This is a genomic window from Blastococcus sp. SYSU DS0617, assembly GCF_054051075.1.
Genome location: NZ_JBJHAO010000002.1, coordinates 333,504 through 357,844, shown reverse-complemented (window position 1 = coordinate 357,844; position 24,341 = coordinate 333,504). Strand labels below are relative to the sequence as shown.

At 73.6% G+C, this 24,341-nt stretch carries 25 protein-coding genes; 4 read left to right on the top strand and 21 right to left on the bottom strand.

All coding sequences use genetic code 11. The features are described from left to right. Position 1: 1 nt before the first annotated feature. Complete coding sequence (gene trhA, locus ACI793_RS04410) at positions 2 to 817, bottom strand: PAQR family membrane homeostasis protein TrhA (protein ID WP_456605146.1); 816 nt, start codon at positions 815 to 817, stop codon at positions 2 to 4. 116 nt (positions 818 to 933) lie between these two features. Between trhA and ACI793_RS04405 the strand changes: the two genes are divergently transcribed. From ACI793_RS04405 to ACI793_RS04390, 4 genes are all read left to right on the top strand, one after another. After that, a complete protein-coding gene (locus tag ACI793_RS04405; protein ID WP_456605145.1) occupies positions 934 to 1,713 on the top strand; it encodes an isoprenyl transferase in 780 nt (259 codons plus the stop codon). A 23-nt stretch (positions 1,714 to 1,736) separates the two neighbouring features. Continuing rightward, a complete protein-coding gene (locus ACI793_RS04400; RefSeq protein ID WP_456605144.1) occupies positions 1,737 to 2,954 on the top strand; it encodes a DUF885 domain-containing protein in 1,218 nt (405 codons plus the stop codon). A gap of 5 nt (positions 2,955 to 2,959) precedes the next feature. Then, a complete protein-coding gene (locus tag ACI793_RS04395) occupies positions 2,960 to 3,391 on the top strand; it encodes a hypothetical protein (RefSeq protein WP_456605143.1) in 432 nt (143 codons plus the stop codon). A gap of 298 nt (positions 3,392 to 3,689) precedes the next feature. Further along, complete coding sequence (locus tag ACI793_RS04390; RefSeq protein WP_456605142.1) at positions 3,690 to 4,985, top strand: PhoH family protein; 1,296 nt, start codon at positions 3,690 to 3,692, stop codon at positions 4,983 to 4,985. 78 nt (positions 4,986 to 5,063) lie between these two features. On the opposite strand, the gene ACI793_RS04385 is transcribed toward ACI793_RS04390, so the two are convergent. The 20 genes from ACI793_RS04385 to ACI793_RS04290 form a co-directional block, all read right to left on the bottom strand. Then, a complete protein-coding gene (locus ACI793_RS04385) occupies positions 5,064 to 5,990 on the bottom strand; it encodes a type IV toxin-antitoxin system AbiEi family antitoxin domain-containing protein (protein WP_456605141.1) in 927 nt (308 codons plus the stop codon). 113 nt (positions 5,991 to 6,103) lie between these two features. Next, on the bottom strand, positions 6,104 to 6,349 hold the full coding sequence (locus ACI793_RS04380; RefSeq protein ID WP_456605140.1) for a hypothetical protein: 246 nt from the start codon (positions 6,347 to 6,349) through the stop codon (positions 6,104 to 6,106). After that, entirely contained in the window at positions 6,346 to 9,450 is a 3,105-nt protein-coding gene (locus ACI793_RS04375; protein WP_456605139.1) for a hypothetical protein, read from the bottom strand. The genes ACI793_RS04380 and ACI793_RS04375 overlap by 4 nt, the downstream gene beginning before the upstream one ends. Beyond that, positions 9,437 to 11,482 carry a flagellar biosynthesis protein FlhA gene (flhA, locus tag ACI793_RS04370; RefSeq protein ID WP_456605138.1) on the bottom strand — a complete coding sequence of 682 codons (2,046 nt, stop codon included), beginning with the start codon at positions 11,480 to 11,482 and terminating at the stop codon, positions 9,437 to 9,439. The genes ACI793_RS04375 and flhA overlap by 14 nt, the downstream gene beginning before the upstream one ends. A gap of 188 nt (positions 11,483 to 11,670) precedes the next feature. Beyond that, positions 11,671 to 12,822, bottom strand: coding sequence for an EscU/YscU/HrcU family type III secretion system export apparatus switch protein (locus ACI793_RS04365; RefSeq protein ID WP_456605137.1), 1,152 nt, complete (start codon positions 12,820 to 12,822; stop codon positions 11,671 to 11,673). 15 nt (positions 12,823 to 12,837) lie between these two features. Then, on the bottom strand, positions 12,838 to 13,602 hold the full coding sequence (gene fliR / locus ACI793_RS04360; RefSeq protein WP_456605136.1) for a flagellar biosynthetic protein FliR: 765 nt from the start codon (positions 13,600 to 13,602) through the stop codon (positions 12,838 to 12,840). Positions 13,603 to 13,605: 3 nt separating this feature from the next. Beyond that, positions 13,606 to 13,881 carry a flagellar biosynthesis protein FliQ gene (fliQ, locus tag ACI793_RS04355; RefSeq protein ID WP_456605135.1) on the bottom strand — a complete coding sequence of 92 codons (276 nt, stop codon included), beginning with the start codon at positions 13,879 to 13,881 and terminating at the stop codon, positions 13,606 to 13,608. Positions 13,882 to 13,883: 2 nt separating this feature from the next. Next, positions 13,884 to 14,738, bottom strand: coding sequence for a flagellar type III secretion system pore protein FliP (gene fliP, locus ACI793_RS04350; protein ID WP_456605134.1), 855 nt, complete (start codon positions 14,736 to 14,738; stop codon positions 13,884 to 13,886). Next, a complete protein-coding gene (locus ACI793_RS04345; protein WP_456605133.1) occupies positions 14,735 to 15,166 on the bottom strand; it encodes a FliO/MopB family protein in 432 nt (143 codons plus the stop codon). The genes fliP and ACI793_RS04345 overlap by 4 nt, the downstream gene beginning before the upstream one ends. After that, positions 15,163 to 15,894 (bottom strand): flagellar motor switch protein FliN, encoded by a 732-nt coding sequence (gene fliN, locus ACI793_RS04340; RefSeq protein WP_456605132.1) that lies wholly within the window; start codon positions 15,892 to 15,894, stop codon positions 15,163 to 15,165. The genes ACI793_RS04345 and fliN overlap by 4 nt, the downstream gene beginning before the upstream one ends. Next, entirely contained in the window at positions 15,891 to 16,874 is a 984-nt protein-coding gene (locus ACI793_RS04335) for a flagellar motor switch protein FliM (protein WP_456605131.1), read from the bottom strand. The genes fliN and ACI793_RS04335 overlap by 4 nt, the downstream gene beginning before the upstream one ends. Before the next feature lie 198 nt (positions 16,875 to 17,072). Continuing rightward, on the bottom strand, positions 17,073 to 17,531 hold the full coding sequence (locus ACI793_RS04330) for a flagellar basal body-associated FliL family protein (protein ID WP_456605130.1): 459 nt from the start codon (positions 17,529 to 17,531) through the stop codon (positions 17,073 to 17,075). Then, on the bottom strand, positions 17,528 to 18,475 hold the full coding sequence (locus ACI793_RS04325; RefSeq protein ID WP_456605129.1) for a flagellar motor protein MotB: 948 nt from the start codon (positions 18,473 to 18,475) through the stop codon (positions 17,528 to 17,530). Before ACI793_RS04325 ends, ACI793_RS04330 begins: the two co-directional genes overlap by 4 nt. Before the next feature lie 73 nt (positions 18,476 to 18,548). Next, complete coding sequence (locus ACI793_RS04320) at positions 18,549 to 19,319, bottom strand: flagellar motor protein (RefSeq protein WP_456605128.1); 771 nt, start codon at positions 19,317 to 19,319, stop codon at positions 18,549 to 18,551. A 3-nt stretch (positions 19,320 to 19,322) separates the two neighbouring features. Continuing rightward, positions 19,323 to 19,604 carry a flagellar FlbD family protein gene (locus ACI793_RS04315; protein WP_456605127.1) on the bottom strand — a complete coding sequence of 94 codons (282 nt, stop codon included), beginning with the start codon at positions 19,602 to 19,604 and terminating at the stop codon, positions 19,323 to 19,325. 197 nt (positions 19,605 to 19,801) lie between these two features. Next, the gene (locus tag ACI793_RS04310; RefSeq protein ID WP_456605126.1) at positions 19,802 to 21,070 is read right to left on the bottom strand and encodes a flagellar hook protein FlgE; all 1,269 of its coding nucleotides are present in this window, start codon (positions 21,068 to 21,070) and stop codon (positions 19,802 to 19,804) included. A 37-nt stretch (positions 21,071 to 21,107) separates the two neighbouring features. Next, the gene (locus ACI793_RS04305) at positions 21,108 to 21,563 is read right to left on the bottom strand and encodes a flagellar hook capping FlgD N-terminal domain-containing protein (protein WP_456605125.1); all 456 of its coding nucleotides are present in this window, start codon (positions 21,561 to 21,563) and stop codon (positions 21,108 to 21,110) included. 15 nt (positions 21,564 to 21,578) lie between these two features. Beyond that, positions 21,579 to 22,949 (bottom strand): flagellar hook-length control protein FliK, encoded by a 1,371-nt coding sequence (locus ACI793_RS04300; protein ID WP_456605124.1) that lies wholly within the window; start codon positions 22,947 to 22,949, stop codon positions 21,579 to 21,581. Then, positions 22,946 to 23,899, bottom strand: a complete 954-nt coding sequence (locus ACI793_RS04295; RefSeq protein ID WP_456605123.1) for an NlpC/P60 family protein — start codon at positions 23,897 to 23,899, stop codon at positions 22,946 to 22,948. The genes ACI793_RS04300 and ACI793_RS04295 overlap by 4 nt, the downstream gene beginning before the upstream one ends. Beyond that, entirely contained in the window at positions 23,887 to 24,339 is a 453-nt protein-coding gene (locus ACI793_RS04290; RefSeq protein ID WP_456605122.1) for a flagellar export protein FliJ, read from the bottom strand. Before ACI793_RS04290 ends, ACI793_RS04295 begins: the two co-directional genes overlap by 13 nt. Between the last annotated feature and the right edge of the window lie 2 nt (positions 24,340 to 24,341).

Below are 24,341 nucleotides of genomic sequence, written 5' to 3'. Positions count from 1 at the left end.
CTCAGGTGAGCGGCGAGTTGTACATCGCGAAGTAGACAGCGATGTAGTGGCAGATCGCGGCCACGACGGTCATCGCGTGGAACACCTCGTGGTAGCCGAAGGTGCCCGGCCAGGGGTTCGGCTTCTTGATGCCGTAGGCGATCCCGCCGAGCGTGTAGAGCACGCCGCCGACCGCGAGGAGCACCAGCGAGACGACGCCGGCGAAGTGCAGGATGTCGGTCAGCACGAAGACCGCGACCCAGCCGAGGGCGATGTAGAGCGGCACCCCGACCCAGCGGGGCGCCGTCGGCCAGGTCATCTTCAGCGTCACGCCGGCGAGCGCGCCGATCCAGACGACGGCGAGCACCCAGAAACCGGTCACCCGGTCGACGGCGAGCAGGGCGAAGGGCGTGTAGGTGCCGGCGATGAACAAGAAGATCATCGAGTGGTCGAGCCGCTTCATGATCCGCCAGCCGCGCGGTGCCCAGCGGCGGCGGTGGTAGAGCGCGCTGACGCCGAACAGGCCGCAGATGGTGAGGCAGTAGAGGGACACCGAGAGGCCGGCGCGCAGGCTCTCCAGGTAGGCCAGCGGGACCAGCACCGCCCCGGCGATGATCGCGCCGAAGAACGAGAACAGGTGCAGCCAGCCGCGCATGCGGGGCCGGGTGTCGGGGTGGGTCCAGTCCTTGTCGGCGAAGTCGTCGGCGGTCCACGCCTGCTCGACGTGCTCGCCCTCCTCCAGCACGGTGGTGACCGCCTCCCGGCGCGGGGCTTCGAGCTCCGCGCCGTCTGTCTCCACCCGGACGGGCTCGCGGTCGGAGGGGGACGGGGTGCTCATGAGCCGAGGTTACGGAGCCGTAGGTCCGCCGGCATCCGGACGAGCTGTGAGCTTGCTGCCAGCTCGGCCGCGCCATGGTCTGCCCGCGGGGGCGACGAGGCCTAGGGTGAGCGCTCGTGGATGTGCGGCGCAGGGTGCGGGACGCGCTGACCCACGTCTACGAGCGCCGCCTGGCCCGGGCCCTGGTCGGGGCCGACGTACCCCGCCACGTCGGCGTGATCATGGACGGCAACCGCCGCTGGGCCCGCTCGATCGGGCTCGAGGACGTCGCCCACGGTCACCGCCGCGGTGCGAGCAAGATCGTCGACCTGCTGGGCTGGTGCGACGACGCCGGCGTGCAGGTGGTCACCCTGTTCATGCTCTCCACCGACAACCTGCGGCGGCCCGAACCCGAGCTCAGCGCGCTGCTGACGATCATCGAGGACGTCGCCGTCGACCTCGCCGGTCCGGGGCGGCGGTGGAAGATCCGGTCGATGGGCGCGTCGGAGGTGCTGCCGCCGGAGACGGTCGCCGTCCTCAAGCAGGCCGAGGAGGAGACGCGGGACCGGCCGGGCGCGACGGTGAACCTCGCCGTCGGCTACGGCGGCCGGCGGGAGATCGCCGACGCGGTGCGCTCGCTGCTGGCCGAGCACGCAGCCCGGGGCACCTCGCTGGACGACCTGGTGGAGGCCCTCGAGGTCGAGCACATCGCCGACCACCTCTACACCCGCGGGCAGCCCGACTGCGACCTGGTCATCCGGACCAGCGGGGAACAGCGCATGTCCGGCTTCCTGCTCTGGCAGACGGCGAACGCCGAGTTCCACTTCACCGACGTCTACTGGCCCGACTTCCGCCGGGTCGATTTCCTGCGTGCACTGCGCGACTACTCGGCCCGGCACCGCCGCTTCGGCGGGTAGCCGCGGGCTGAGAGACTGCCGGCATGAGTGCCCGAGCCCTCGACCTGCCCGCGGAGTACGTGCGGCTGGGCCTGCGCTTCGACCGCCTGGAGCCCGGTTTCGTCGACGCCTACACCGGTGACCCCCGCACCCGCGCCCAGGTGCAGGACGAGCCGGCGCCCACGCCGCAGCAGCTGCGGGACCGCGCACGAGAGCTGCTCCGCGAGCTGGCCACCGCCGAGCTGCCGGGCGACCGGACGGAGTTCCTGCGCGGCCAGCTCACCGGTTTGGAGTGCAGCGCCCGCAAGCTGAGCGGTGAGCCGGTGAGCTTCGTCGAGGAGGTCTCCTGCTACTTCCAGGTCGACGTGTCCCTGGGCGACGAGGCGACCTACGCCGCGGCGCACGCCGAGCTGGACGAGCTGCTGCCCGGCAGCGGTTCGCTGACCGAGCGGTACGCGGCGCACCGGCGTCGCGAGGAGTGCCCGCCCGACCGCCTGGAGGCAGCCGTGCACGCGCTGTCCAGCGCGCTGCGCGACCGGGTGCGGGGACGCTACGGGCTGCCCGAGGTCGAGACGGTCCGCTACGAGGTGGTCACCGACAAGCCCTGGTCGGGGTTCAACTACTACGAGGGGGACTACCGGTCCCGGGTGGCGATCAACGCCGACCTCCCGCACCGGCTCTCCCAGCTGGCCCACCTGGTCGCCCACGAGTCCTATCCGGGCCACCACACCGAGCACTGCCGCAAGGAGCGCGGTCTGGTGGAGCGGGCCGGGCGGGCCGAGCACACCGTGTTCCTGGTGAACACCCCGGAGTGCCTCATGGCGGAGGGGCTGGCCGACCTCGGTGTCGAGGCGGCGATCGGGGAGGGGTGGGGGCCCTGGGCGGCCGACATCCTGGGTGACCTGGGGCTCCGGTTCGACGGCCACCTGGCCGAGCGCATCGCGGCCGCGGCGGCACCGCTGAACCGCGTGCGGCAGGACGCGGCGATCCTGCTGCACGACCGCGGTGCCGACGCCGACGAGGTGGCCGCCTACCTGCAGCGGTGGTCGCTGGTCGCCGGCGACCGCGCCCGCCAGCAGCTCCGCTTCCTCACCGACCCGCTCTGGCGCGCGTACATCTCCACCTACGTCGAGGGCTACGGGCTGCTGTCGCGCTGGCTGCAGGCGCGCCCGGAGGAGCAGCCGGTGGCCGACCGCTTCCTGCGGCTGCTCGACGAGCCGCTGACCCCGGCCGCCGTCGCCGGCGAGCTCGTGGGGGCCTGAGCGTCGTGCGCCGCCCCGATCCGCGGCGCCTGCTGGGGCTGTGGACGGCGGGCTGGCTGGCCGCGTTCCTGCTGGCCGGGATGCTGTGGCTGGGGGAGCCGTCGGTGCAATGGCCGGTGTTGGCCGTGCCGCTGCTGTGGGCGCTGGTCGCACTCCGTCCGCGGCGGAGCCGGCCGGATCGTGGCCACGACGACTGGGCCCACGACGACGACTGGGTCCACGACGACGGCTGGGACGACGGCCACTGGGCCCACGACGACGGCTGGGACGACGGCCGGTGGCACGACGACGACCGGTGGGACGACGGCGGGACGGCGGAGCCGCGCCGGCAGCCACCCGCGGCGCCGACGCCGGCCGAGCGCACCGACACGGTCGAGCGCCCGGCGCTGCGCCGCCCGTCGGCGGACGACACGTGGGGACGCGGTCGCGGCCACTGACGCGGTCGTCCCCACCGACCGCGGCGGCGCGGTGGTGCTGCTACGCAGGGTGGGATGGGCGTTGCGGGTGTGACCCCTCCAGGTGAACGTTGGGTTCCCTTCGGGGTGGGCGGGGCGCTTTCGTCGGTGGCCCGTCCTACCGTCGCAGGTGAACGGCCCGGAGTTGCCCGGATCGTTCACGGGAGGCCCGGTTGGTGCTGACGAGTTCGTCGACCAGGGGGGCCGGCACCCGGCCTCTGCGCCGGGGCCCGGCCGCCATCGAGTCGGGGCGCGCTGTGCGCCCCACGGGAGCCGACACGTGAACCCTCGCCGCACGTACGTCCTCGACACCTCCGTCCTGCTCTCCGACCCGGGCGCGCTGCTGCGCTTCGGCGACTCCGACGTGGTGCTCCCGCTCGTCGTCATCGGGGAGCTCGAGGCCAAGCGCGACCATCCCGAGCTGGGCTGGTTCGCCCGCCAATCGCTGCGCATGCTCGACGACCTGCGCGTCCGGCACGGCCGGCTCGACGCCCCGGTGCCGGTGGGGGAGTCCGGGGGCACCCTGCACGTCGAGCTCAACCACAGCGACCCCTCGGTCCTGCCGGCCGGGTTCCGCAACGACAGCAACGACAGCCGGATCATGGTCGTCGCGCTGAACCTCCGCGCCGAGGGCCGCGACGTCTGCCTGATCACCAAGGACGTGCCGCTGCGGGTCAAGGCGGCGGCGGTGGGCCTGGCGACCGACGAGTACCGGGTGCACGACGCCGTCGACACCGGGTGGACCGGGATGGCGGAGATCTCGGTGGACGACGCCGAGATCGACGAGCTGTACGAGTCCGGCCAGGCCTACCTCCCGGCGGCCGCCGAACTGCCCACGCACACCGGGTTGGTGCTGCTCTCCTCGCGGGGCTCGGCGCTGGGCCGGGTGCTGCCGGACAAGCACGTGCGGCTGGTGCGCGGCGACCGCGAGGCGTTCGGGCTGCACGGCCGCTCCGCCGAGCAGCGGGTGGCCCTGGACCTGCTGCTCGACCCGGAGATCGGCATCGTCTCCCTGGGCGGGCGCGCGGGGACCGGCAAGTCGGCGCTGGCCCTGTGCGCCGGGCTGGAGTCGGTGATGGAGCGCCGGGCGCACAAGAAGGTGGTCATCTTCCGGCCGCTGTACGCCGTCGGCGGTCAGGAGCTGGGCTACCTGCCCGGTGGCGAGGGCGAGAAGATGTCGCCCTGGGCGCAGGCCGTCTACGACACCCTCGGCGCGCTGGTCTCGACCGCGGTGCTCGACGAGATCGCCGACCGCGGCCTCATCGAGGTGCTCCCGCTGACCCACATCCGCGGGCGGTCGCTGCACGACTCGTTCGTGATCGTCGACGAGGCGCAGTCGCTGGAGCGGGGCGTGCTCCTCACCGTGCTGTCCCGGCTGGGGGCGGGCTCGCGGGTCGTGCTCACCCACGACGTCGCCCAGCGCGACAACCTGCGCGTGGGCCGGCACGACGGCATCGCCGCCGTGGTCGAGAACCTCAAGGGGCACCCGCTGTTCGCCCACATGACGCTGACCCGCTCGGAGCGCTCGCCGATCGCGGCGCTGGTGACGGAGATGCTGGAGGACCTGCCGACCTGACGCCCGCTGGTGCGGTGTTTCCCGCGCTCCGGGGGTCCTGCAGGACCCCCGGAGCGCGAGGAACATCCCAGGAGCGGCCTAGCGCCGGGTCCGGTCGAGTGCCCTGCGCACGCGCGCGGCCAGCCGGTGCCCCACGGCCAGGTCGGCCCACACCCACCGGGTCACGGCCCACCCCTCGTTCCGGACGGCGTCCTCGCGGCGCTTCTCCTCGAACACGGCGTCGCCCGGTTCCTGGCCCGCCCTCAGCAGGCGGCCGTACTTCACCCGTCCGTCGAACTCTCCGACCACCCCGTGCTCCTCCCAGGCGAAGTCGGTCCGCGCGATCAGCAGCCCGCCCGCGGCGCGCACCTCGAACTGCAGCGCCGAGGGGCCCACGCCCCAGCGGTGCAGGAGCACCCGGCTGCGGGACTCACCGACGCTCTCGCTGCGACCGTCCGCGAAGTCGACCGCGCGTGCGGCGGCCCGGCTGCCGGGCGCACCGGCCAGGTCGAAGAGACGCTCGCGCAGGACGTCGCGGTCCACCCGCCCCTGGCGCAGGGCTGCGTCCAGTGCGACGACGGCGGCTTCATGGGGCAGCGATCGCGCGAGGTCGAGGGCCGTGCGCGCCGGCGAGGTGACCGGGAGGCCGTCGACCTCCTCGATCTCGTCGTCCCGCAGCCGGCCGACGTGGCAGCGCAGCAGCCGGCCCCTGTCGTTGGACGCGGGCGGGCGACGGGTGATGTGCACGCGGTCCAGGGGGACGTCCCAGACCGGGAGCCCGTGCAGCACCGCCGCCGACTGGTGGCTCACCACCGCGCGCAGCCGGAGCCCGGCGAACGTGGCGCGGACGAGCAGGCGGTGCCGGTCGGCCGGTTCCGCGGGCAGCAGGGCGTCGACGTAGGCACCCCGGCGCAATCGCGCGAGCTCGCCCGAGCGCACCAGCCGTCCGAGCTCGTCGTCGGACCACCCGTCGCGGACCGCGTCGCGGCGGAGGTGGAGGGATGCCGCTGGATCGGACGTCGTCATCCGGCCACGCTGGCCCGCCGCCGGCAGCAACAGGGCGCCCCGGCGGAGTCGGTGGACGGCCGCGGGCCTGTGGACAGGCGCTGGTGGGGAGCGGGCCGGCGGCGAGCTCGGGGTCAGTCGGCGGGTTCGTCCTGGGGCACCGGCTGCTGCGGACGGCGGGCGTCGTCCTTCCCTCCCGCCGGTGACCGGGGAGCGCTGGCCAGTCGCAGCAGTGCCACCGCGCCCCAGCCCGCCGCCAGGCACCACGGCAGCCGCGCCACCACCTCTTCAGCGCTCAGGTCCCCCCGGAGCCCGAGCGCGAGCACCGGAAGAGCCAGCACGAACCCGACGAGGAGCACGTCCCAGCGCAGGGGGTTCATGCCGGTGCGCTCTCCAGCCGCTCGCAGAGGACCGAGGCCCACCGGTGCGGGGTGGCGCGCAGTCCGTCGACGACGGCGACCGGCGCGGTGAGGCGGTCCAGCACGGCGGCCGGATCAGCGGAGAGATCGGTGTCCTGCACGATCAGCGCGTCCACGCGGCTCAGACCGTCGAGCCAGTGCTCGAGGTCCTCGGGCTTCCGGGTCGCCTCGACCACCGCCCAGACGGCGACCGGGGACCAGATGGCCAGCATCTGGGCCATCCAGTAGGCGTCCGAGCGCAGCGGCGCGTCCACGGCCACGATCGTCACGGTCCCGGACGTCGCGGCGTCCTGCCGGCGGCGCAGCGCGGTGTCGATGGTGCTCATCCGACTCGCCTCGGGGGAGAGCCCCACCAGGTCACCGCGGGTGGCCCACTGCACGCGGTCCGGGTCCAGCCGCAGGGTGGCGGCCAGCGAGCGCGCGGCGCGCAGCGTCTCGACACCCGGACCGACGACGAACAGCACGTCGCCCGCGCCGGTCGGGAGCTCCGGGGCCTCCGGCAGGCGCTCGCCGAGCACGCGGGTCAGCGCGGCGTAGGTGCCGTCGGCCGCGACGTCCGCGAGAAAGGTGGGGCCGAGCAGGTCGGACGGCACGCCGAGGGCGGCGAGGCGCGAGACCACCTCTGCCGGCGTGCTCGGCGGGTCGATGCGCACGCGCGCCGGCCGGGCCGGGACGACGGCGGGCAGATCCACCGCGCCCAGCAGACCCGACCCGTCGGCCTCGATGAGGTCGGCCAGGTCGGCCAGGTCCGGCCGGTCCGGCGTCTCGGGCGTGGCCATCAGCGGAGCGACCGGGAGCCGGGTCACCGTGGCCAGCAGCTCGGGCGTACGGCCGGGGGACGGCGGGACGTCGTCGGCGGGGCCGTGCGTCGGCGGGGCCACGGGACCGGCGGACGACGCGGCAGGGACGCGGGAGCGCGACGCCGGGACCGAGGGGCGGCCGGTGCGCGGCGGAACGGGCGGCAGCCCGCGGCCGCGGGAGGGCGAACCGGGCAGCAGCGAGAGCGGCGGCATCACGGTGGTCTGGTCCAGCGTCATCGACCGGCCGACCGGGGCGGGGTCGCTGGCGGTGCGGGCCAGGACGGGAGCGGCCTCGAGGTCCATGCCGGTCCCGGCCTCGACGGCGGCGCTCTCGGCCGCGGGGCTCTCGACGGCGGCGCTCCCCATCGCGGGGCTCTCGGTCACGGCGCCCTCGGTCACGGGGCACTCGGTCACCGGGCCCTCGGTCACCGGGCCCTCGGTCACCGGGCTCTCCGTGCGGGTGCGCTGGTCGCCCACGGTGTGCGTGCCGGGGTCCGCGGCCGCGGGCTCCCCGAACAGCGACGTCCCGACGGCAGGCACGTCCACGGGAGGGGAGGGCAGCTCGGTGGCGGGGGCCGGCTGGGCCGGCGTGGCCTGTGCCCGGATCGCGGTCCCCGGCTCCTCGGCGCGGATGTCCGCCACCGGGGCGGGGGTCACCTCGCCCCACAGGCTCACGGGTGCGGGCCCGACAGGGGTGGACGCAGCAGCCGGGGTGGGGGCCGGCGTGGCGACGGGGCCGAAGAGGTCGGAGATCGACCCGGCGGCGGTCGCGGACGCGGCGACGGGCTCCGCGGCAAGGGCCACCTCGAGCGGCTCGGCCAGGACCGGCACGGACAGCTCGGCCACCGGAAGCTCGACCTCGGGCAGCTCGGCCACCGGAAGCTCGACCTCGGGCAGCTCGGCCACCGGAAGCTCGACCTCGGCCAGCGCGACCTCGGGCAGCGTGGCCTCGGTCAGCTCGACCTCGGGTGCCTCGGTCACGGGTGCCTCAGTCACGAGCAGCTCGGCCGCGGGCGTCTCGATCACCGGTGACGAGGGGGAGTCGTCCGCTGCGACGCCGGGGGAGGGCTCGACCAGGGCGGCCTGCGGCGAGTCCCCGGCGACGACCCTGCGCAGGATGCCGGCCAGGGCGTCGTCGGAGTGCCCCTCGGCCAGGGCCGCGCGCAGCACCTCGGCGATCGCCTCCTCGCGAGAGGCCGGCGATGGCACGGCGGCGGGCAGCTCGGCGATCGACGTCCCGCCGGTGACGGGCTCGCCGACGAACGCATCAGCCGTGAACGAGTCGTCGGGGGCCGAGGCGGAGCCGGTCCAGGTGGGGGACTCCACCCGCTCCTCGAACGTCGTGGAGGGCGGCGCGATGACCTGGTCTCCCACCGTTTCCTCCTTCTGGCGCGGCACACGCGACCACACTGCTGGCTGGTTCGTCGTCTCGGGTTCGATCTCGGGCTCCGGCGCGGGCGGGGGCTCCGGCTGGGGCTCGGGTCGAAGTTCCCGGGCACCGCTGTGCGCCTCCCCGGAGCGCGCCGCGTCGGACGACTCCAGCGCTTCGCGCACCGCGTGCTGGACGTCGCGGTCGCCGGCCACCATCCGCGCGAGCGCGGCGGTGAAGGGCGAGGGGGCACCGGATGCCGGGGCGTCGTCGTCGGCCCGGCCGTTCCCGGGGACCTCGTCCCCGGTGGCCGGCACGGGGCGCTCCCGGGTGGCGCGCGCGAAGCTGGCGGGCGCCACCCCGGGACGGGAGGCGACGGCCGGCTGCCGCGGCGGCGTGGCCGGCCCGGCGAGGAGCCCGGCGAGCTCGTCGACCCGGGCGTCGTCGGCGGGCTCGGGGCGGGGCGCCGGCGCCTCGACCCGACGGCCGAGGGTCGCACCGGCGGGCGCGGGCGTCGCGCGGGGAGTCGCATGGGCGGACGGAGCGCTGGTCCGGGCGGCCTCGGCGGCCCAGGCGGCCGCACCGTTGCGGGGCGGAGCCGTCCGGGCGCGCGCCGGCGCGGCGGAGGCGAGCGGCGAGCCGAAGGCGGCCAGGGACCCGGTGTCGGGGTCCTCGGTCAGGGCGCCGGCCGGTCGTGCGGGAGCGGGCACCGGCACGCCGGGGGCGCCGTACGGGTCGGGCGCGACCTCGGCGACGTAGCGCTCGGTCGCGAAGAACCCGAGCACGCCGCCGGAGCGGACGCGACGGACCCCGACGACGCGGGCAGCCGGACCGAACTGCTCGCGCGCGGCGGCGATGGCATCGTCGCGGGAGGCAGCCTCAACGGATCGCAACGGCACCGCTCACCACTCCCAGCGACTCGATCTGTGCTGTCCGGGAGACCTCGGCGTACGAGATCACCGGCAGCCGGGGAAGAACCTGACGCATGAGCCGGGCCAGGGCGGACCGGACCTGCGGCGAGCAGACGAGCACGGGCGACAGGCCCTGCCGCTCGGCGTCCTCGAGCAGCCCGCCGCAGCCGACGACGAGCGCGTCGACGGCACCGGCGTCCAGGGCCAGCACGGCACCGGCCTCGCTCTGCCGCACCGACTCCAGGAGCCGCTGCTCGAAGCCGGGGTCGAGGGTGAAGACGTGCAGTCGCTCGTCGGGGGTCACGTACGGATGGCTGATCGCCGAGCCGAGTGCGGAGCGCGCGGCCTCGACCAGTCCGTCCAGGTCCGTCGACTGCTTCGCACGCACAGAGAGTGCCTCGAAGATGCGGACCAGGTCCCGGATCGACACACCCTCTTCGAGCAACGCGTGCAACACGCGTTGCACCTCTCCCAGGGTGAGGAGGGCGGGGGTCAGTTCCTCGACGACGACGGGGTGCGTGCGGCGGATCATCTCCACGAGCAGGCGCACGTCCTCGCGGCCCAGCAGGTCAGCGGCGTTCTGTCGGACGACCTCGGCCAGGTGCGTGGTGATGACCGAGGAGCGGTCCACGACGGTGGCGCCGGCCATCTCGGCAGCGCGCTGCAGCTCGACCGGGACCCACTTGGCGGCCAGCCCGAAGACCGGCTCGCGGGTGGCCTTGCCGGGCAGTCCGTCGAGGTTGTCGCCGATGGCGAGCACGGTGCCGGCGGGGGAGATGCCCTTGGCCGCGGGGACGCCGTTGAGCCAGATGACGTACTGCGAGCCCTGCAGGTCCAGGTTGTCGCGGGTGCGCACCAGGGGGATGACCAGACCGGTCTCCATGGCGACCTTGCGGCGCAGCGCCTTGACGCGGTCGAGCAGGTCACCGCCGCGCGCGGTGTCGACCAGCTCCACCAGGTCGTAGGCCACCTCGAGCTCCAGCGGGTCCACCCGCATCTTCTCGACGATCGCCTCGTGCGAGTCCGGCTGCGGCTCGGCCTCGGCGGCGGCTGCCCGCGCCTCGGCTTCCTCGTCGACCTCCGGCTCGTCGGTCATGCGGGCGGCGAGGACCAGGAAGAGGCCGCCGACGAGCAGGAAGGGGAGCTTCGGCAGGCCGGGGATGAGGCACAGGGCGAGGGACGCTCCGCCGGCGATGCGGACGGGCTGCTTGAAGCGGCCCAGCTGGGCGATGAGGTCGCTGCCCATGTCGCCCTCGGTGGCCGACCGGGTGACGATGATGCCGGTCGCGGTCGACATCAGCAGGGCCGGGATCATCGACACCAGGCCGTCGCCGACGGTCAGCAGCGAGAACGTGGTCACGGCCTCCGCGGGTGCCATGCCGCGCTGCATGACGCCGATGGCGAAGCCGCCGATCAGGTTGACCAGCGTGACGATGATGCCGGCGATGGCGTCGCCCTTGACGAACTTGCTGGCGCCGTCCATCGAGCCGTAGAAGTCGGCCTCGGCGGTGACCTCGTGCCGCCGCTTGCGTGCCTGGTCCTCGTTGATCAGGCCGGCGTTGAGGTCGGCGTCGATGGCCATCTGCTTGCCGGGCATGGCGTCGAGGGTGAAGCGGGCGCCGACCTCGGCCACGCGGCCTGCGCCGTTCGTGATCACCACGAACTGCACGACGGTCAGGATGATGAAGATGACCAGGCCGACCACGAGCGAGCCCGCGATGACGATGTGGCCGAACGCCTCGATGACCTTGCCGGCGTAGCCGTCGGTCAGCACCAGCCGGGTCGAGGAGACGTTGAGCGACAGCCGGAACAGCGTCGCCACCAGGAGCAGCGAGGGGAAGACGGCGAAGTCCAGCGGCTTCTTGATCTGCATCGCGACCAGCAGGATGAGCAGCGAGAGCGCGAGGTTCAGGCCGATCAGCAGGTCCATGGCCGCCGCGGGCAGCGGCACCACGAGCATGAGCACGATCGCGACGACGCCTATGGGGACGGCGGCCTTGCCGAGGCCCTTCACGCGTCCGCTCCGTGGGTGCAGGGCAGGCGCGGGCTCACGTCCTCCTCATCGGCAGGCACGGGGGCGGCCGGTACCGCCGGGCGCCCCCGTCCTCCCTCACCATGGCGCGTCCTCCCTCACCGCCCACCGTGAGGGAGGAGGCGCTGGGATCAGGTGACCTGATCGTGGCCGCGCAGAGGGGCCGGGGCTCAGGCGGCGGGCTGGACGACGCGGCGGCGACCGGCCTTGGGCAGGTCGGTGGTGTCCGGCGGTTCGAAGCCCGGCCGGTGCAGGCCACCGCGCACCCCCCGCGCCCCCAGGTGCATGACGAAGGCGAGCACCCGGGCGACGGCGGTGAACAGCTGCGGCGGCACCTCCTGCCCGAGCTCGCAGGAGGCGTGCAGCGCGCGGGCCAGCGGGATGTCCTGCACCATCGGCACCCGCGCCTCCGCGGCGACCGCGCGGAGCTTGGCCGCGACCTCGCCGGCGCCCTTGGCCACGACCCGCGGAGCGCCCTTGGCCGCCTCGTACTTCAGCGCCACGGCCACGTGGGTCGGGTTGACGAGCAGGACGTCGGCCTCGGTGACCTCGGCCATCATCCGGTTGCGCGACATGGACAACTGCACCCCCTTCCGGTGCGCCTTCATGTACGGGTCGCCCTCGGCCTGCTTGTGCTCCTGGGTGATCTCGTACTTGCTCATCTTGAGCTGCTTCATCATCTTCTGGCGGACCACGAGGTAGTCGGCGATGGCGATGACCAGACCGGTCAGGGCGACCACGCGGAACATCAGGATCGCCGAGTCGACGAAGGTGTCGATCACCGCTGACAGCGGCAGCGCGCCGGCCGCGGAGACCAGGGTCTGCGCCCGGTCGCTGGTGATGACGACGACCACCACGAGCGCGACCGTCTTGATCAGTGCCTTGGTCACCTCCCACAGGCCCTGGGTGCCGAACATGCGCTTCAGGCCGGTCATGGGGTTGAACTTCTTCAGCGTCGGCTTCATCCCCTTGGTGGCGAAGGTGACGCCGCCCTGGCTCGCCGACGCGACGATGCCGACCACCATGAGGCCCAGGGCCAGCGGCAGGATCGTGGTCATGAAGGCGGTCAGGGCCTGGCCGAGCAGCGCCGCGATCGCCGCGTCCTCGGGCTGCGAGGCGACGGCCTTGATCTGCACGAACAGCTTCTGCACCTCGGCGAAGCCCTTGCCGGCGATCATCGGCAGCAGCACGCTCGCCGTTGCGACCCCCGCCCAGGTGCCCAGCTCCTGGGTGCGGGGGATCTGCCCTTCCTTGCGCGCCTTCTTCAGGCGCTGGGCAGTGGGCTTCTCGGTCTTCTCACCGCCGGGACCGTCCTTAGCCACGGATCACCGCCACGGTCAGCCGCTCCGGAGGGAGCCCATGGCCTGGACCCCGTGCTCGAGCAGGGAGTCCAGGGCCGACGGCAACAGCGGGAAGGTGAGGCCGAGCATGAACAGCGTCAGCATGATCTTCACCGGGAACCCGAAGGAGAAGATGTTGAGCGCCGGCGCCGCTCGGCTGAGCAGCGCCAGGGCGACGTCGGCCAGCAGCAGCACCGCGACCATCGGCCCGGCGATCTGCAGGGCGGCCAGGAACATCATCGACACCGCCTGGATCAGCACCGCCCCGAGCTGGTCCACGGGGACCTCGCCCCCGACGGGCAGCCCCTGGTAGGAGGTCGCGAAGCCCTTGACCATGAGCAGGTGGCCACCGCTGGTGAACAGCAGCGTGACGGCGAGCAGGTAGTGCAGCCGGCCGATCGAGGCGTTCTGCGTCATGGCCAGCGGGTCGTAGGCCGGCTGCAGCGAGAAACCACCGGTCACGTCGATGAGGTCACCGGCCATCTGGACGGCGGTGAACAGCACCTGGACGACGAAGCCCAGCGCGGCCCCGATCACCGCCTCGGTGACCGCCGCGACGATGATGAAGCCGGCCGTCGGCTCGGGCAGCGAGGGCGCGATCTGCGTCGACAGCAGCAGGGACAGCGCCATCGCGAGGGCACCCTTGACCGGCCCGGGGATGGTCTTCGAGTTGAACGGCGGGGCCAGCATCACGAACCCGGCGGCCCGGGCGGTGCCGAGCAGCAGCGCGACCAGGGTGACGGCGGGGACCGACAGGTCCATGGGTCAGGTCCGGTCGAGCAGTCGCGGCAGCTGGGCGAACAGGTGCTCGGTGAAGTCCACCAGCGAGGCGAGGACCCAGTTCCCGGTGACCAGCAGCGCGATGGCGACCGCGATCATCTTGGGCACGAACGACAGCGTCGGCTCCTGGATCTGGGTGGCAGCCTGGAACAGCGAGATCGCGAAGCCCACCAGCAGTGCCGTGAGCAGGATCGGGGCGGCGACCTTGGCCGCGACCATCATCGTGGCGGTGGCGATCTCGGTGACGTCGGCGTCACTCATGCCTAGCCACCCCCGTACGAGCCGACGAGCGCGGTGGTGATCAGCGCCCAGCCGTCGACCACGACGAACAGCAGCAGCTTGAACGGCAGGGACACGATGGTCGGGGGCACCATCATCATGCCCATCGACATGAGCGAGGCGCTGACGAGCATGTCGAGCACCAGGAACGGGATGAAGATGACCAGCCCGATGATGAAGGCGCTCTTCAGCTCCGAGAGCACGAACGCCGGGACCAGCGTGGTCATGCTGACCGCGGCGGCGTCGGCCGGTGCCTCCTCGCCCGACAGCCCGATCATCAGCTTGAGCTCGTCCTCGCGGGTGTTGCCGAGCAGGAAGTCGCGCAGCGGGACGACACCGGCGTCATAGGCCTGCGACACCGAGAGGGCGCCGTCCATGTAGGGCTGCACCGCGATCTCGTTGATGTCGCCGAAGACCGGACCCATCACGAACAGCGTGAGGAACAGCGCCAGTCCGGTGAGCACCTGGTTCGGCGGCGACGTCGGCAGACCCAGCGCGTTCCGGGTGATGCCCAGGACGACGATGATCTTGGTGAAGGAGGTCGCGAGGAGCAGCACCGAGGGCGCCACCGAGAGCACGGTGATCGCCAGGATCAGGGTGATCGAGGTGCTGGCGTCGCCGCCGCCGATGGAGATGTCGACCCCGCCGTCGGCCCCGCCCACACCCGGGACGGTCGGCTCGGTGGGAGCCGTGGGCGCCGTCGGGTTGGTGGGCGCCGCGGCGGCCGGGCCGGCGAGCAGCACCGCCGCCACGCCGGAGAGCAGCATCAGCAGCAGGACGGCCGACGCGCGCCACCGGGCCGCCGCCGCCGGCGTCCGCCGCTGGAGCATGGCGGTCATGACCGGCGGACCGTCCGCTCGCGCATCTGGTCGACCAGGGTGCCCCAGCCCTGGCGGTCGAGGACCGAGCCGGCCAGCACACCGGTGGAGGGGGACCGGGCGACCAGGGTGGGGGAGTCGTCGCCGGCGGAGTCCGGAGCGGTCGCCAGCCGTACCGGCGCCCGCTCGCGGAGCGCGGCGTCGATGCTGTCGGAGTCCACCTCGGCCAGGAGGGTGACGTGCTCCTCGGTCGCGCCGACGACCAGGACGACGTCGGCGATGCGGACGACGTTGAGCGTGCTCGTGCGGCCCATGCGCTGGCGGGCCACGACCTCGATCAGCCCGGTGCTCTGGCCCAGGCCGCGCTTCTTGGCCAGTCGCGCCGCGAACAGCAGCACCCCGCCGACGAACGCCAGGGTCAGGACCAGCCGGATGATCATCCAGGTCATGCGGTTGCACCCAGCTCGGCGGCGTCGCTGACGATCTCGCTGATCCGCAGGCCGAAGTCCTCGTCGACGACGACGACCTCGCCACGGGCGATGAGGGTGCCGTTGACCAGCAGGTCCGCCGGCGCGCTGGCGGCGCGGTCGAGCTCGACCACCTCGCCGGGGTGCAGCGAGAGCAGCTCCTGGACGGTCATGCGGGTGCGGCCGATCTCGACGGTGACCTCCATGGCCACGTGCCGGAGCAGCTCGAGGCTGCCGCCCTGACCGCGGGCGGCGGGGAGGTTCACCTGGAGCGCGAACGTCGCCTGGTGCTCCCCGTCGGCCATGAGGGGCACGGCCACGAACATGCCCTTGTCGCGCAGCCCGTCCAGGGCCGCGACCGGCTCCTCGACCCGCTCGGAGGCGACCCGGACCCGGCCGAGGGTCGCCGCGGCGGCCTCCAGGGCGGGGCGCAGCGCGGCGGCGACGTCCATCTTCCCGACGGGGGAGTTGCTCAGCGCCTCGACGACGTCGGCGGAGACGACCAGCACGACGTCGCCGCTGACCTCGCCCGACAGGCCGGCGGTGACCGCCGACGCGGCGCCGGGGGGCAGGGGGACGGTGTCGGGGTCGCTGACCGGTGCGCCGGCGACGAGCTGCGTCGTCGCGGGCACCAGGCCGGCCGCGGCGCGGGCCGCGGCCGCCACCACGGCGGTGACGGTCTGGGAGTCCTGGGAGCTGTCGGTGCTCATGCGGTGTCCTTCACGGCGGCGTGCGGGGTGGGAACGATCGAGGCGGCCAGACGGCGGCGGTGGTTGCTGGCGATCGCGTAGGCGAACGTCACGTCGTTGGTGGTGACCTCGAGCGGGCTGTCACGCGGATGGCGCAGCAGGAGTACGTCTCCGACGGCGAGGGAGAGCAGGTCGGCCGAGGACACCGAGAGCGGCGCGAACCGCACGCTGACGTCCACGGGGACGAGGTTGAGGCGGGCGGCCAGTGCCTCGGCCGCCTTCTTGCGCTTGCGCAGCGCGGACTCCGACAGCTGCGGCGAGGCGGCGTTGTTCAGCGCCTGCGCGAACGAGGAGAACGGCAGGACGAGCGTCGCCTCGCCCTCGCGGCTGCCCACGGCCATGGCGAAGCTGGCGACCATGACGGTGTCCGAGCCCGAGGCGGCCTGCGCCAGCTGGGGGTTGTACTCGAATCCCGTCATCGCCGGCTGGAGCTCGGTGATCGTCGCGAACGACGCCGCGAACTCCCGGAGCAGCCGGTCCAGCAGGTGGGTGGTGATGGTGGTTTCCATGCCGGTCATCGGCCGGGCGGGCTGGGCCGCCGCGCCGGAGCCGCCGAGCAGGTGGTCGACGATCGCCATCGCGATGTCCAGCGGGTAGGCGAGCATGCCCTTGCCGGCCAGCGGCTCCAGCGTGAACGTCGTGATGAACACCGGGTTGGGCAGCGTCTGGACGTAGTCGTCGTAGGAGAACTGCTCGATGCTCACCAGTTCCAGGCGGGCACCGGCCCGGAGGAACGTGGTGAGGATCGTCGTCGCCTGGCGGGCGAAGGACTCCTGCGCGATCTGCATGACGCGGACGTGCTCGCGGGAGAGCTTCGTGGGGCGGCGGAAGTCGTAGGTGCGGGGCTCGCCGCGGCGGCTCCGGGAGCCGCCGGCCGGTGCCGCCGCCGGGGCCTGGGAGCCGCCCCCGCGGGGGGCCGGGCCGGTCTCGGGGGTGGTCACGCACTGACTCATCGGCTGGGCGTGGGGTCACCCTGACCGGGGGCGGGGGCCGCCGTCGGCGGGACGGGAGAACTGTGACCGGTGGTGCGGGAGGTGTCCGGCGTGATGCGCCCGTCGCCGTCCCGGACGCTCCGGGCGTCGACCAGCCGGAACCGCCAGGGCGGGCATGTCCACTTCTGCCCTGGCGGTTCCGCGGGGTTACTGCGTGACGTACTCGGTGTAGTAGATGCCCATGACCATCGGCACGTCGTGCTCGGTGTAGGCCGCGATGATCTTCTGCTCCAGGGCTTCCTTCAGCGCGTCCCGGGCGCCGGTCACGTCGGCGGGATTGGCCTGCGAGAACGTCGAGATGATCGCGTCGTAGGCCTTGGCGCCGTCGACGCCGCCACCGCCGTGGCCCCCGCCCGCGGCAGCCGCGGTGTAGTCGAGGGTGATGCCGATCTTCAGGTAGCCGCCGCCGGCCAGGTTGACCGCGATGGGCTCCAGCGCTGTGTACCCGCCGTGCTCCGGCGCTGCCGCCTCGGCGCTCCCGCCCGAGAAGACGAAGAAGTACGCCGCGCCGGCGATGGCCAGCACGGCCACGCCCAGGATGAGGAAGAGCTTCTTCTTCCCCTTCGGGGCTTCCTCGTCGGTCTCGGTCTGCTTGTCCTTGCTCATGAGTGGCCCTCCTCGTGTGCGGTGTCCCCGGTGGCGGCGCCGGCCGGCGCGGTCCCTGCCCGGCCGGCGTCGATGCCGGGCAGCAGTGCGTTGGCCTCGGCCGAGGCGGTGGAGAGGACGACGACGTCGACGCGCCGGTTGGCGCTGAGCGCGCTGGGGTCGGAGATCGGCACCAGCGGCTTGGTGGACGAGTAGCCGGCCGCCGACAGGCGGTTCTCCGGGACGCCGTCACCGACCAGGTACCGGAGCACGGTGCTCGCCCGCCAGCCCGACAGCTCCCAGTTCGAGGGCCACCGGCCGCCGCGGGTGACCGGCAGGTGGTTGGCGTGCCCCTCGATCCGCAGCACGTTGGGCAGCTCGGTGAGGGTGGGCGCGACGGCGGTCAGGATCGCGGTGCCCTCCGGCCGGAGGACGGCCTCCTCGGCGTCGAAGAGGACCGCGTCGGCGACGATGTGCACCACCAGGCCGCGCTCGTCGATCTCGAAGCGCGCGGCGTCGGGGTACCCGGCCTCCGCCAGCGCCGCCGCGAGCCGGTCGCGGGCAGCGGCCAGCTCGTCGTAGGCGCTCTCGGCCTCGTTCGCGACCCGCTGGGCGCGCTCGGCGGCCGCGGCCGCCGCGGCGGCGTCGACCTCGGCCTCGGAGACGGTGGGATCCGGCGGGATGGCCGAGGCGATGTCGACGGCGCCGGACAGCCCGTCGAGGACCGACCCCTCCGGAGTGGGGCCGGGCGTGACGGTGATCGGGCCGCCGAAGCTCGCGGCGAGGCCCTTGGCCAGCGCGGCGAACTTGTCCTTGTCCACCTGGCTCATGGCGAAGAGCACCACGAAGAGCACGAACAGCAGCGTCATCATGTCCGCGTAGGACACCATCCACCGCTCGTGGTTCTCGTGCTCCTCCTCCTCGTGCTTCTTCGCCCTGCGGCTGCCGCCGTGGCCGGCACTCACCGGTCCTCCTCGCCGGCGCTCGTCGGTCCGCTTCGCGGACGCGCTCCCCGGCTGGCGGAGCGCGCGAACTCGCTCACGCTGCTTCCTTGGCGAGCTCGCTCGGCGGGATCAGGGCGTTGAGCTTCTGGCGGACCGCGCGCGGGCTGGTGCCGGCCTGGATCTCGGCGATCCCCTCGACGAGCAGCTCCATCTGGGCGGCCTGCAGCTCGCTGACGCGCATGATCTTGGCGCCCATCGGCAGGAACCAGAAGTTGGCGGCCATGACGCCCCAGAGGGTGGCGACGAAGGCGGCGGCGATCATCGGGCCGAGCGCCTCGGGATCGCTGAGGTTCCCCATGACGTTCATCAGGCCGACGATGCAGCCGACGATGCCGATGGTGGGCGCGTAGCCGCCCATCGTGTTCATGAACTTCGCGGCGACCTTGTCCTCGGCCTTCTTGGCCGAGATCTCGCTCTCCAGGACGGTGCGCAGCTCTTCGGGGTCGGTGCCGTCGATGCCCATCTGCAGGCCGCGCTTGAGGAAGGGGTCCTCGATGGCCTTGACCTGCGCCTCGAGCGCGAGCAGGCCCTCCTTGCGGGCCTTCTCCGCGAGGCTCACCAGGGTCTGGATCTGCTGGGTCGGCGGCGGCACCTTGGCGGGGAGCACCGCCATCTTGAACCAGCCGGGCATCTTCTTGAGGTCGTCCATCGTCTGGCTGGACATGGCCGCACCGAAGGTGGCCACGATCACGAGGATGATCGCCGGCAGGAAGAGCAGCGACATCGGGTCCGCGCCCTCCATGATCATGAAGACCAGGAGTGCGACCAGGGAGAGGACGAAGCCGATCAGGGTGGCCGGATCCATGGGTCAGCGCTCCTCGGGTCCGGGGAAGGGGACGACGGAGGAGACGCCGGCGAGGGGTTCGGGGGTGTCGGGCCGGTACTCGCCCCGGTCCATCTCGTAGGAGGTGGCGAGGATCCCGGCGCGGTACTCGAGGATCTCCCGGAGCACGTCGTCGACGGTCTCCTTCACCACGTAGCGGGTGCCGTCCACCAGGAACACGACGGTGTCGGGGTGAGCCTCGACCCGCTCGATGAGGTCGGGGTTGAGCGCGAACTGCTCCCCGTTCAGGCGGGTCACACGGATCACGGGACGGTCCTCTTGCTCGGTGGGGGTGAAGTCGGGAGGGGCGGGAATCGTCACTGTTCCCATCGGCTCCGCGCGGCCGGCTCTTGAGCCGAGCGGACCGTGGGCAGCTCACCCGGAGGAGCGAGGTCGCCGGTCTCGCGCGCTCCAGCGATCGGGAGCGGGCGGGACCGGCGACCTCGCCGGAGGAGCGTCCGGAATCAGCGCTTGAGGTTGACCAGGTCCTGGAGGAGCTCGTCGGACGCGGTGATCACGCGGCTGTTGGCCTGGAAGCCGCGCTGGGCGACGATCAGGCTGGTGAACTCCTCGGAGAGGTCGACGTTGGACATCTCCAGCGCACCCGAGGAGAGGATGCCGCGGCCGCCGGCGCCGGCGACGCCGATCATCGCCTCGCCGGAGTTCTGCGCCACGCGGAAAGAGGAGTTGCCCGCCTTCTCCAGGCCACTCGGGTTGTTGAACGACGCCATGGACAGCTGGCCCAGGTTCTGCCGCAGCCCGTTGGAGTAGGTGCCGGTGATGGTGCCGTCGTTCGAGAGCTCGAAGCCCTGCAGGGAGCCCTGGGCGTAGCCGTCGACGTCGGTCGGCACGACCTCGCTCTTGCCACCGAACTGGGTCAGCTCCGCCAGGTCGATCCCCACCGGGCCGGGCCACGCCACGGCGCCGGGTGCGAACCGGATCTGGCCGGCCGGAGCCGTCATCGCCCCGTTCACGGGGTTGAACCGCACGACGCCGTCGAACGCGGTGCCGTCGGCGTTGGTGAGCGCGAGCGCCGGGGGCGGCGTGGCCGGGTCGCCGTCGTCGTCACCGTTGTTGACCGTCAGCTGCCACTCGTTCTCGTCCAGCTTGGTGAACGTGTACGTGACCTGCTGCGCCACGCCCATCTGGTCGTACATGCGGACCGGTGTCTGCACGAACGCGCCGACCGCGGCGTCGGAGTTCAGGTTGCCGCCGAGGGCCGACGCCCCGGTGGGCCGCGGCGGCACCGTGGCGCCGTAGGGCACGGTCAGGTCCTCGATCGGCCCGTTCGGGTTGATGGCGCCGTTGGCGTTCGCGACCCAGCCCTGCAGGATGCTGCCGTCCGGGGTCACCAGCCGGCCGGTGGCGTCGAAGTCGAACGAGCCGGCCCGGGTGTAGAGCTGCTCGCCGCCGGGACCCCGGGTCACGAAGAAGCCATCGCCCTCGATCATGAAGTCGGTCGAGCGGCCGGTGGACTGGGCGGCGCCGTTGGTCCAGTTCGTCGTGATCGCCGCGAGCTTCACGCCCAGGCCGATCTGGGCCGGGTTCGTGCCGCCGCGGTCGGCGGCGGGAGCGCCACCGGCCCGGACGACCTGCGAGAGCGTGTCCTGGAAGACGGTGCTGCTGCTCTTGAAGCCGACGGTGTTGACGTTGGCGATGTTGTTACCGGTGACGTCCATCTTCGCCTGGTGGGCCTTGAGGCCGGAGATGGCGGAGAACATGGAGCGGAGCATGCGGAGGATCTCCTCGGGTGTCGGGACGGGACGTGGATCAGGACGCCGCGGAGGAGCTCGTCCCTGAGCTCGGCGTGGGGGTGGAGAGGGCGGTGATCCGGCCGACCTGCACGTCCTTGCCGTCGACGACGGCGACGGCCTCGGAGTTGCCGGAGGCGAGGCGGACGGAGGAGACCAGGCCGGTGACCGGGGCGCCGTTGGTGTCGGTGTAGGTGACCCGGCGCCCGACCATCGCGCCCGCGGCCGCGTGCTCCTGGAGCACCAGGGCGGTGGCGCCCATCGTGGCCAGCTGCTCGAGCTTCTCCACCTGGGTGAAGGTCGCGGTCTGCGCGATCATCTGGGTGCTGTCCACGGGGTTGGACGGATCCTGGTAGCGCATCTGCGCGACCAGGAGCTTGAGGAACGTGTCCTTGCCCATCTGGTCGGGGCGGTCGACCTGCGGGGTCGCGTAGGTGGACGTGGCGCCGGCGGCGCCGCTGACCGGGTCTGTCATGGGTGGGTCTCCTGTTCAGACGCGGACGTCGACGCCCGACGACGCGGTTCCGGCGGTCGGGACGGTCCTGGTCTCTCCGCTATCGGCAGGGCGCAGCCATGGTCGTGACCGTCCGTCGGACGGGCCCTGCTGTCCGGGCCGCTCACCGGAGCCCTGGTGGCCCTGCTGGCCGGCGGTGTGCCGGTCGAGCCAGGACCCGCCGCTGTCCTTGGACACCTCGAGCTTGGCGGTCACCAGGCCCACGGACTCGAGGTCGCGGCGCAGGTCGGGCAGGGCGTCGAGGAGCGCGGCGCGCCCGTGCTCGTGCGCCCCGCGCAGGACCAGGTCGACCGTGCCCTTGGTGACGGTGACGGAGACCTCCACCGGTCCGAGCGTCTCGGGGGTGAGGACCAGGGTCATCGTGTGCGAGCCGTCCGGGGCACCGCGCAGGACGGCGACCTGGCGGGCGACCTGCCCGGCCACGGGCAGGTTCGCCGCGGCGCCGGTCGCGCCGTCGGCGTCCGCGGTCGCCGCTGCCGCGGCCGAGGGCGCCGAGCCGGAGATGCTGAAGGCGGTCGGCTCGGCCGACCCGTCGCCCGGCGCCGAGCCGTCGGCATCCTGGCCGGTCCCGGCGGCCCCGGCGCCGGCCGACGACGCGCTCCCGATGCCGGGCAGCGCGGTCCCCGTGGCGACCGGGGAGTCGCCGGGAGCCGTGCCGCCAACCGGAGCCGAGGTAGCGGTCGCCGTGGCCACACCGGCAGCCGCGGCGGCCGCCTCGGCGACGAGGGGGAGCGCACCGGCGGTCGCGGCGCCGGCCGTCGCGGGCACCGATCCGGTCGGGGCCGGGCCGGCCGCGACCGCTGTGCCGGTCACCGGGCCGGGCTCGGCGGTCACCTCGGCAGCGGGTGCGGCACCGGGCACGGGTGGGACGCCGCCGGTGGGGACGGTCGTGGAAACGGCCGGGCCCGTCGCCGCGGCCGCGACCGTGCCGGGAGCGGGCACCGCGGACGTCGCCCCGGCGGGAGCCGCAGGGACCGTGCCGGCTCCCGCGGTCCCGGGGACGCCGGGCACCGCGGTGCCGGTGAGCGCTGCCTCGGCCTGCGCCGTCGCGGCGGTGACCTGCGGTGCCCCGAGGGCGAGCGCCCAGAACGTCGTGGCGACGCCCAGGGCGGGTGCCCCGGTGACTGCGGTCCCCTCGGGGATGACGACGGCCCCGGCCGGGTGCTCGGCGTCCTGCGGCTCGCCGTCGCCGGTCGCCCCGTCGTCGACGGGGCCGCGGCCCTCGGACAGGGCGCCGTCCAGGGCGGAGGCGAACGGGGCGGCGCTCTCGGCGCCGCCGGCGTCCGACGTGCCGCCGGTCGACGGCGGGCGCGCGGCGGGAGCCGAGGGCATCACAGGTGCGGTCATCGGTAGCTCTCCGCCTTGCTCAGGACGTCGCGGACGTAGTTCTGGGTCTCGGGGTAGGGCGGGATGCCGCCGTGACGGCTCACCGTCCCCGGCCCGGCGTTGTAGGCGGCCAGGGCCAGCTCCGTGGAGCCGAACCGGGCGGTGAGGTCCTTCAGGTAGCGGGCGGCGCCGTCGACGGCCGAGGCCGGGTCGAGCGGCGTCACACCGAGACCGGCGGCGGTCGCGGGCATGAACTGCATGAGCCCCTGGGCGCCGGCAGGGGAGACCGCACTCGGGTCGAAGTTCGACTCCTTCGACGCGACGGCCGCCAGCAGCGCGGCGTCCACGCCGTGCCGGCCCGCCGCAGCGGTGAACAGGTTGGCGTACGGCACGCCGCCGATGCCGCCCGCGCCGGACGACGACGAGGCGGCGACCGGCGCGGCGGCCGGGAGGACGCGGCGGATGGCGGTCGGTGAGCCGACGTCCTGCACCTTCACCACCTCGCCGGCCTGCGGGGCGGCGATCATCTTGCCGTCGCCGACGTAGATGCCGACGTGGTCGATGCCGGCCCGCGACGACGAGTTGTCGAAGAAGACGAGGTCGCCGGGGCGGGCATCGGCGAGCGAGGCCACCGCGGTGCCGCTGGTGGCCTGCTGCGACGAGGTGCGGGGCAGGTCGATGCCGAGGTTGCCGAAGACGACCTGGACCAGGCCGGAGCAGTCCAGCCCCTTCGCCGGGTCGGTGCCGCCCCACAGGTAGGGCACCCCGAGGTACTTCGTGGCCTCGGCGACGACCGCCGTCTCCGACGCGGTGCCGGCCACGGCCGGGGCGGAGCCGGCGGTGGCCGCGGTGCCGGTGAGACCGGCGGCCGCGGCGGCCGACGCCCAGCCCCTCGACGTCGACTGGATCTGCGGGGTGAACCGGGTCTGGATCTCGCTGATCCTCGTCTGTACCGCGGTCAGGCCGTCCACGGGACCTCCTCCTCGGCGGTTCCCCGGCCGGCGCGGCCGGTCACCAGGTCGTCGACGGCGCGCTCCTCGGCGGCCGCCTCGGCGGAGCGCTGGGCCTCGAGGTGCCGCTCGCGGAGGCGCTCCATGGCCTTGGTGCGCTGCGCTGCCGCGGTCCACTGCGCGCGCACCGCCTCGGCCTGCTCGGCGGAGGCGGTCGCGGCGGCCCGGGCGTCGGAGGCGTCGGTCGCGGCGATGCGCAGCAGCGTCATCGCGGCGAGGAAGTCGCCCGAGGGGAGGGAGCGCGGCAGCTCTGCCGTGGCGAGCGCCGTCTCGTACTCGGTGGCGCGCCGTGCGGCGTCGGCGGCGGCCCGGGCCGCGGTGGCCGAGGCCGCGGCGGCGGCGTGCTCCTGGGTGCGGCGCAGCTCGAGGACCGGCTGCAGCCGGAATCCGGCCCGCTTCACGA

Coding starts and splice junctions, on each gene's coding strand:
- ACI793_RS04305 (WP_456605125.1), bottom strand. CDS start 21,563: ATGACAGACCCGGTCAGCGGCGCCGCCGGCGCCACGTCCACCTACGCG.
- ACI793_RS04310 (WP_456605126.1), bottom strand. CDS start 21,070: ATGCTCCGCTCCATGTTCTCCGCCATCTCCGGCCTCAAGGCCCACCAG.
- ACI793_RS04300 (WP_456605124.1), bottom strand. CDS start 22,949: ATGACCGCACCTGTGATGCCCTCGGCTCCCGCCGCGCGCCCGCCGTCG.
- ACI793_RS04345 (WP_456605133.1), bottom strand. CDS start 15,166: ATGACCTGGATGATCATCCGGCTGGTCCTGACCCTGGCGTTCGTCGGC.
- fliP (WP_456605134.1), bottom strand. CDS start 14,738: ATGACCGCCATGCTCCAGCGGCGGACGCCGGCGGCGGCGGCCCGGTGG.
- ACI793_RS04380 (WP_456605140.1), bottom strand. CDS start 6,349: ATGAACCCCCTGCGCTGGGACGTGCTCCTCGTCGGGTTCGTGCTGGCT.
- ACI793_RS04400 (WP_456605144.1), top strand. CDS start 1,737: ATGAGTGCCCGAGCCCTCGACCTGCCCGCGGAGTACGTGCGGCTGGGC.
- fliR (WP_456605136.1), bottom strand. CDS start 13,602: ATGGACCTGTCGGTCCCCGCCGTCACCCTGGTCGCGCTGCTGCTCGGC.
- ACI793_RS04385 (WP_456605141.1), bottom strand. CDS start 5,990: ATGACGACGTCCGATCCAGCGGCATCCCTCCACCTCCGCCGCGACGCG.
- ACI793_RS04320 (WP_456605128.1), bottom strand. CDS start 19,319: ATGGATCCGGCCACCCTGATCGGCTTCGTCCTCTCCCTGGTCGCACTC.
- ACI793_RS04330 (WP_456605130.1), bottom strand. CDS start 17,531: ATGAGCAAGGACAAGCAGACCGAGACCGACGAGGAAGCCCCGAAGGGG.
- fliQ (WP_456605135.1), bottom strand. CDS start 13,881: ATGAGTGACGCCGACGTCACCGAGATCGCCACCGCCACGATGATGGTC.
- fliN (WP_456605132.1), bottom strand. CDS start 15,894: ATGAGCACCGACAGCTCCCAGGACTCCCAGACCGTCACCGCCGTGGTG.
- trhA (WP_456605146.1), bottom strand. CDS start 817: ATGAGCACCCCGTCCCCCTCCGACCGCGAGCCCGTCCGGGTGGAGACA.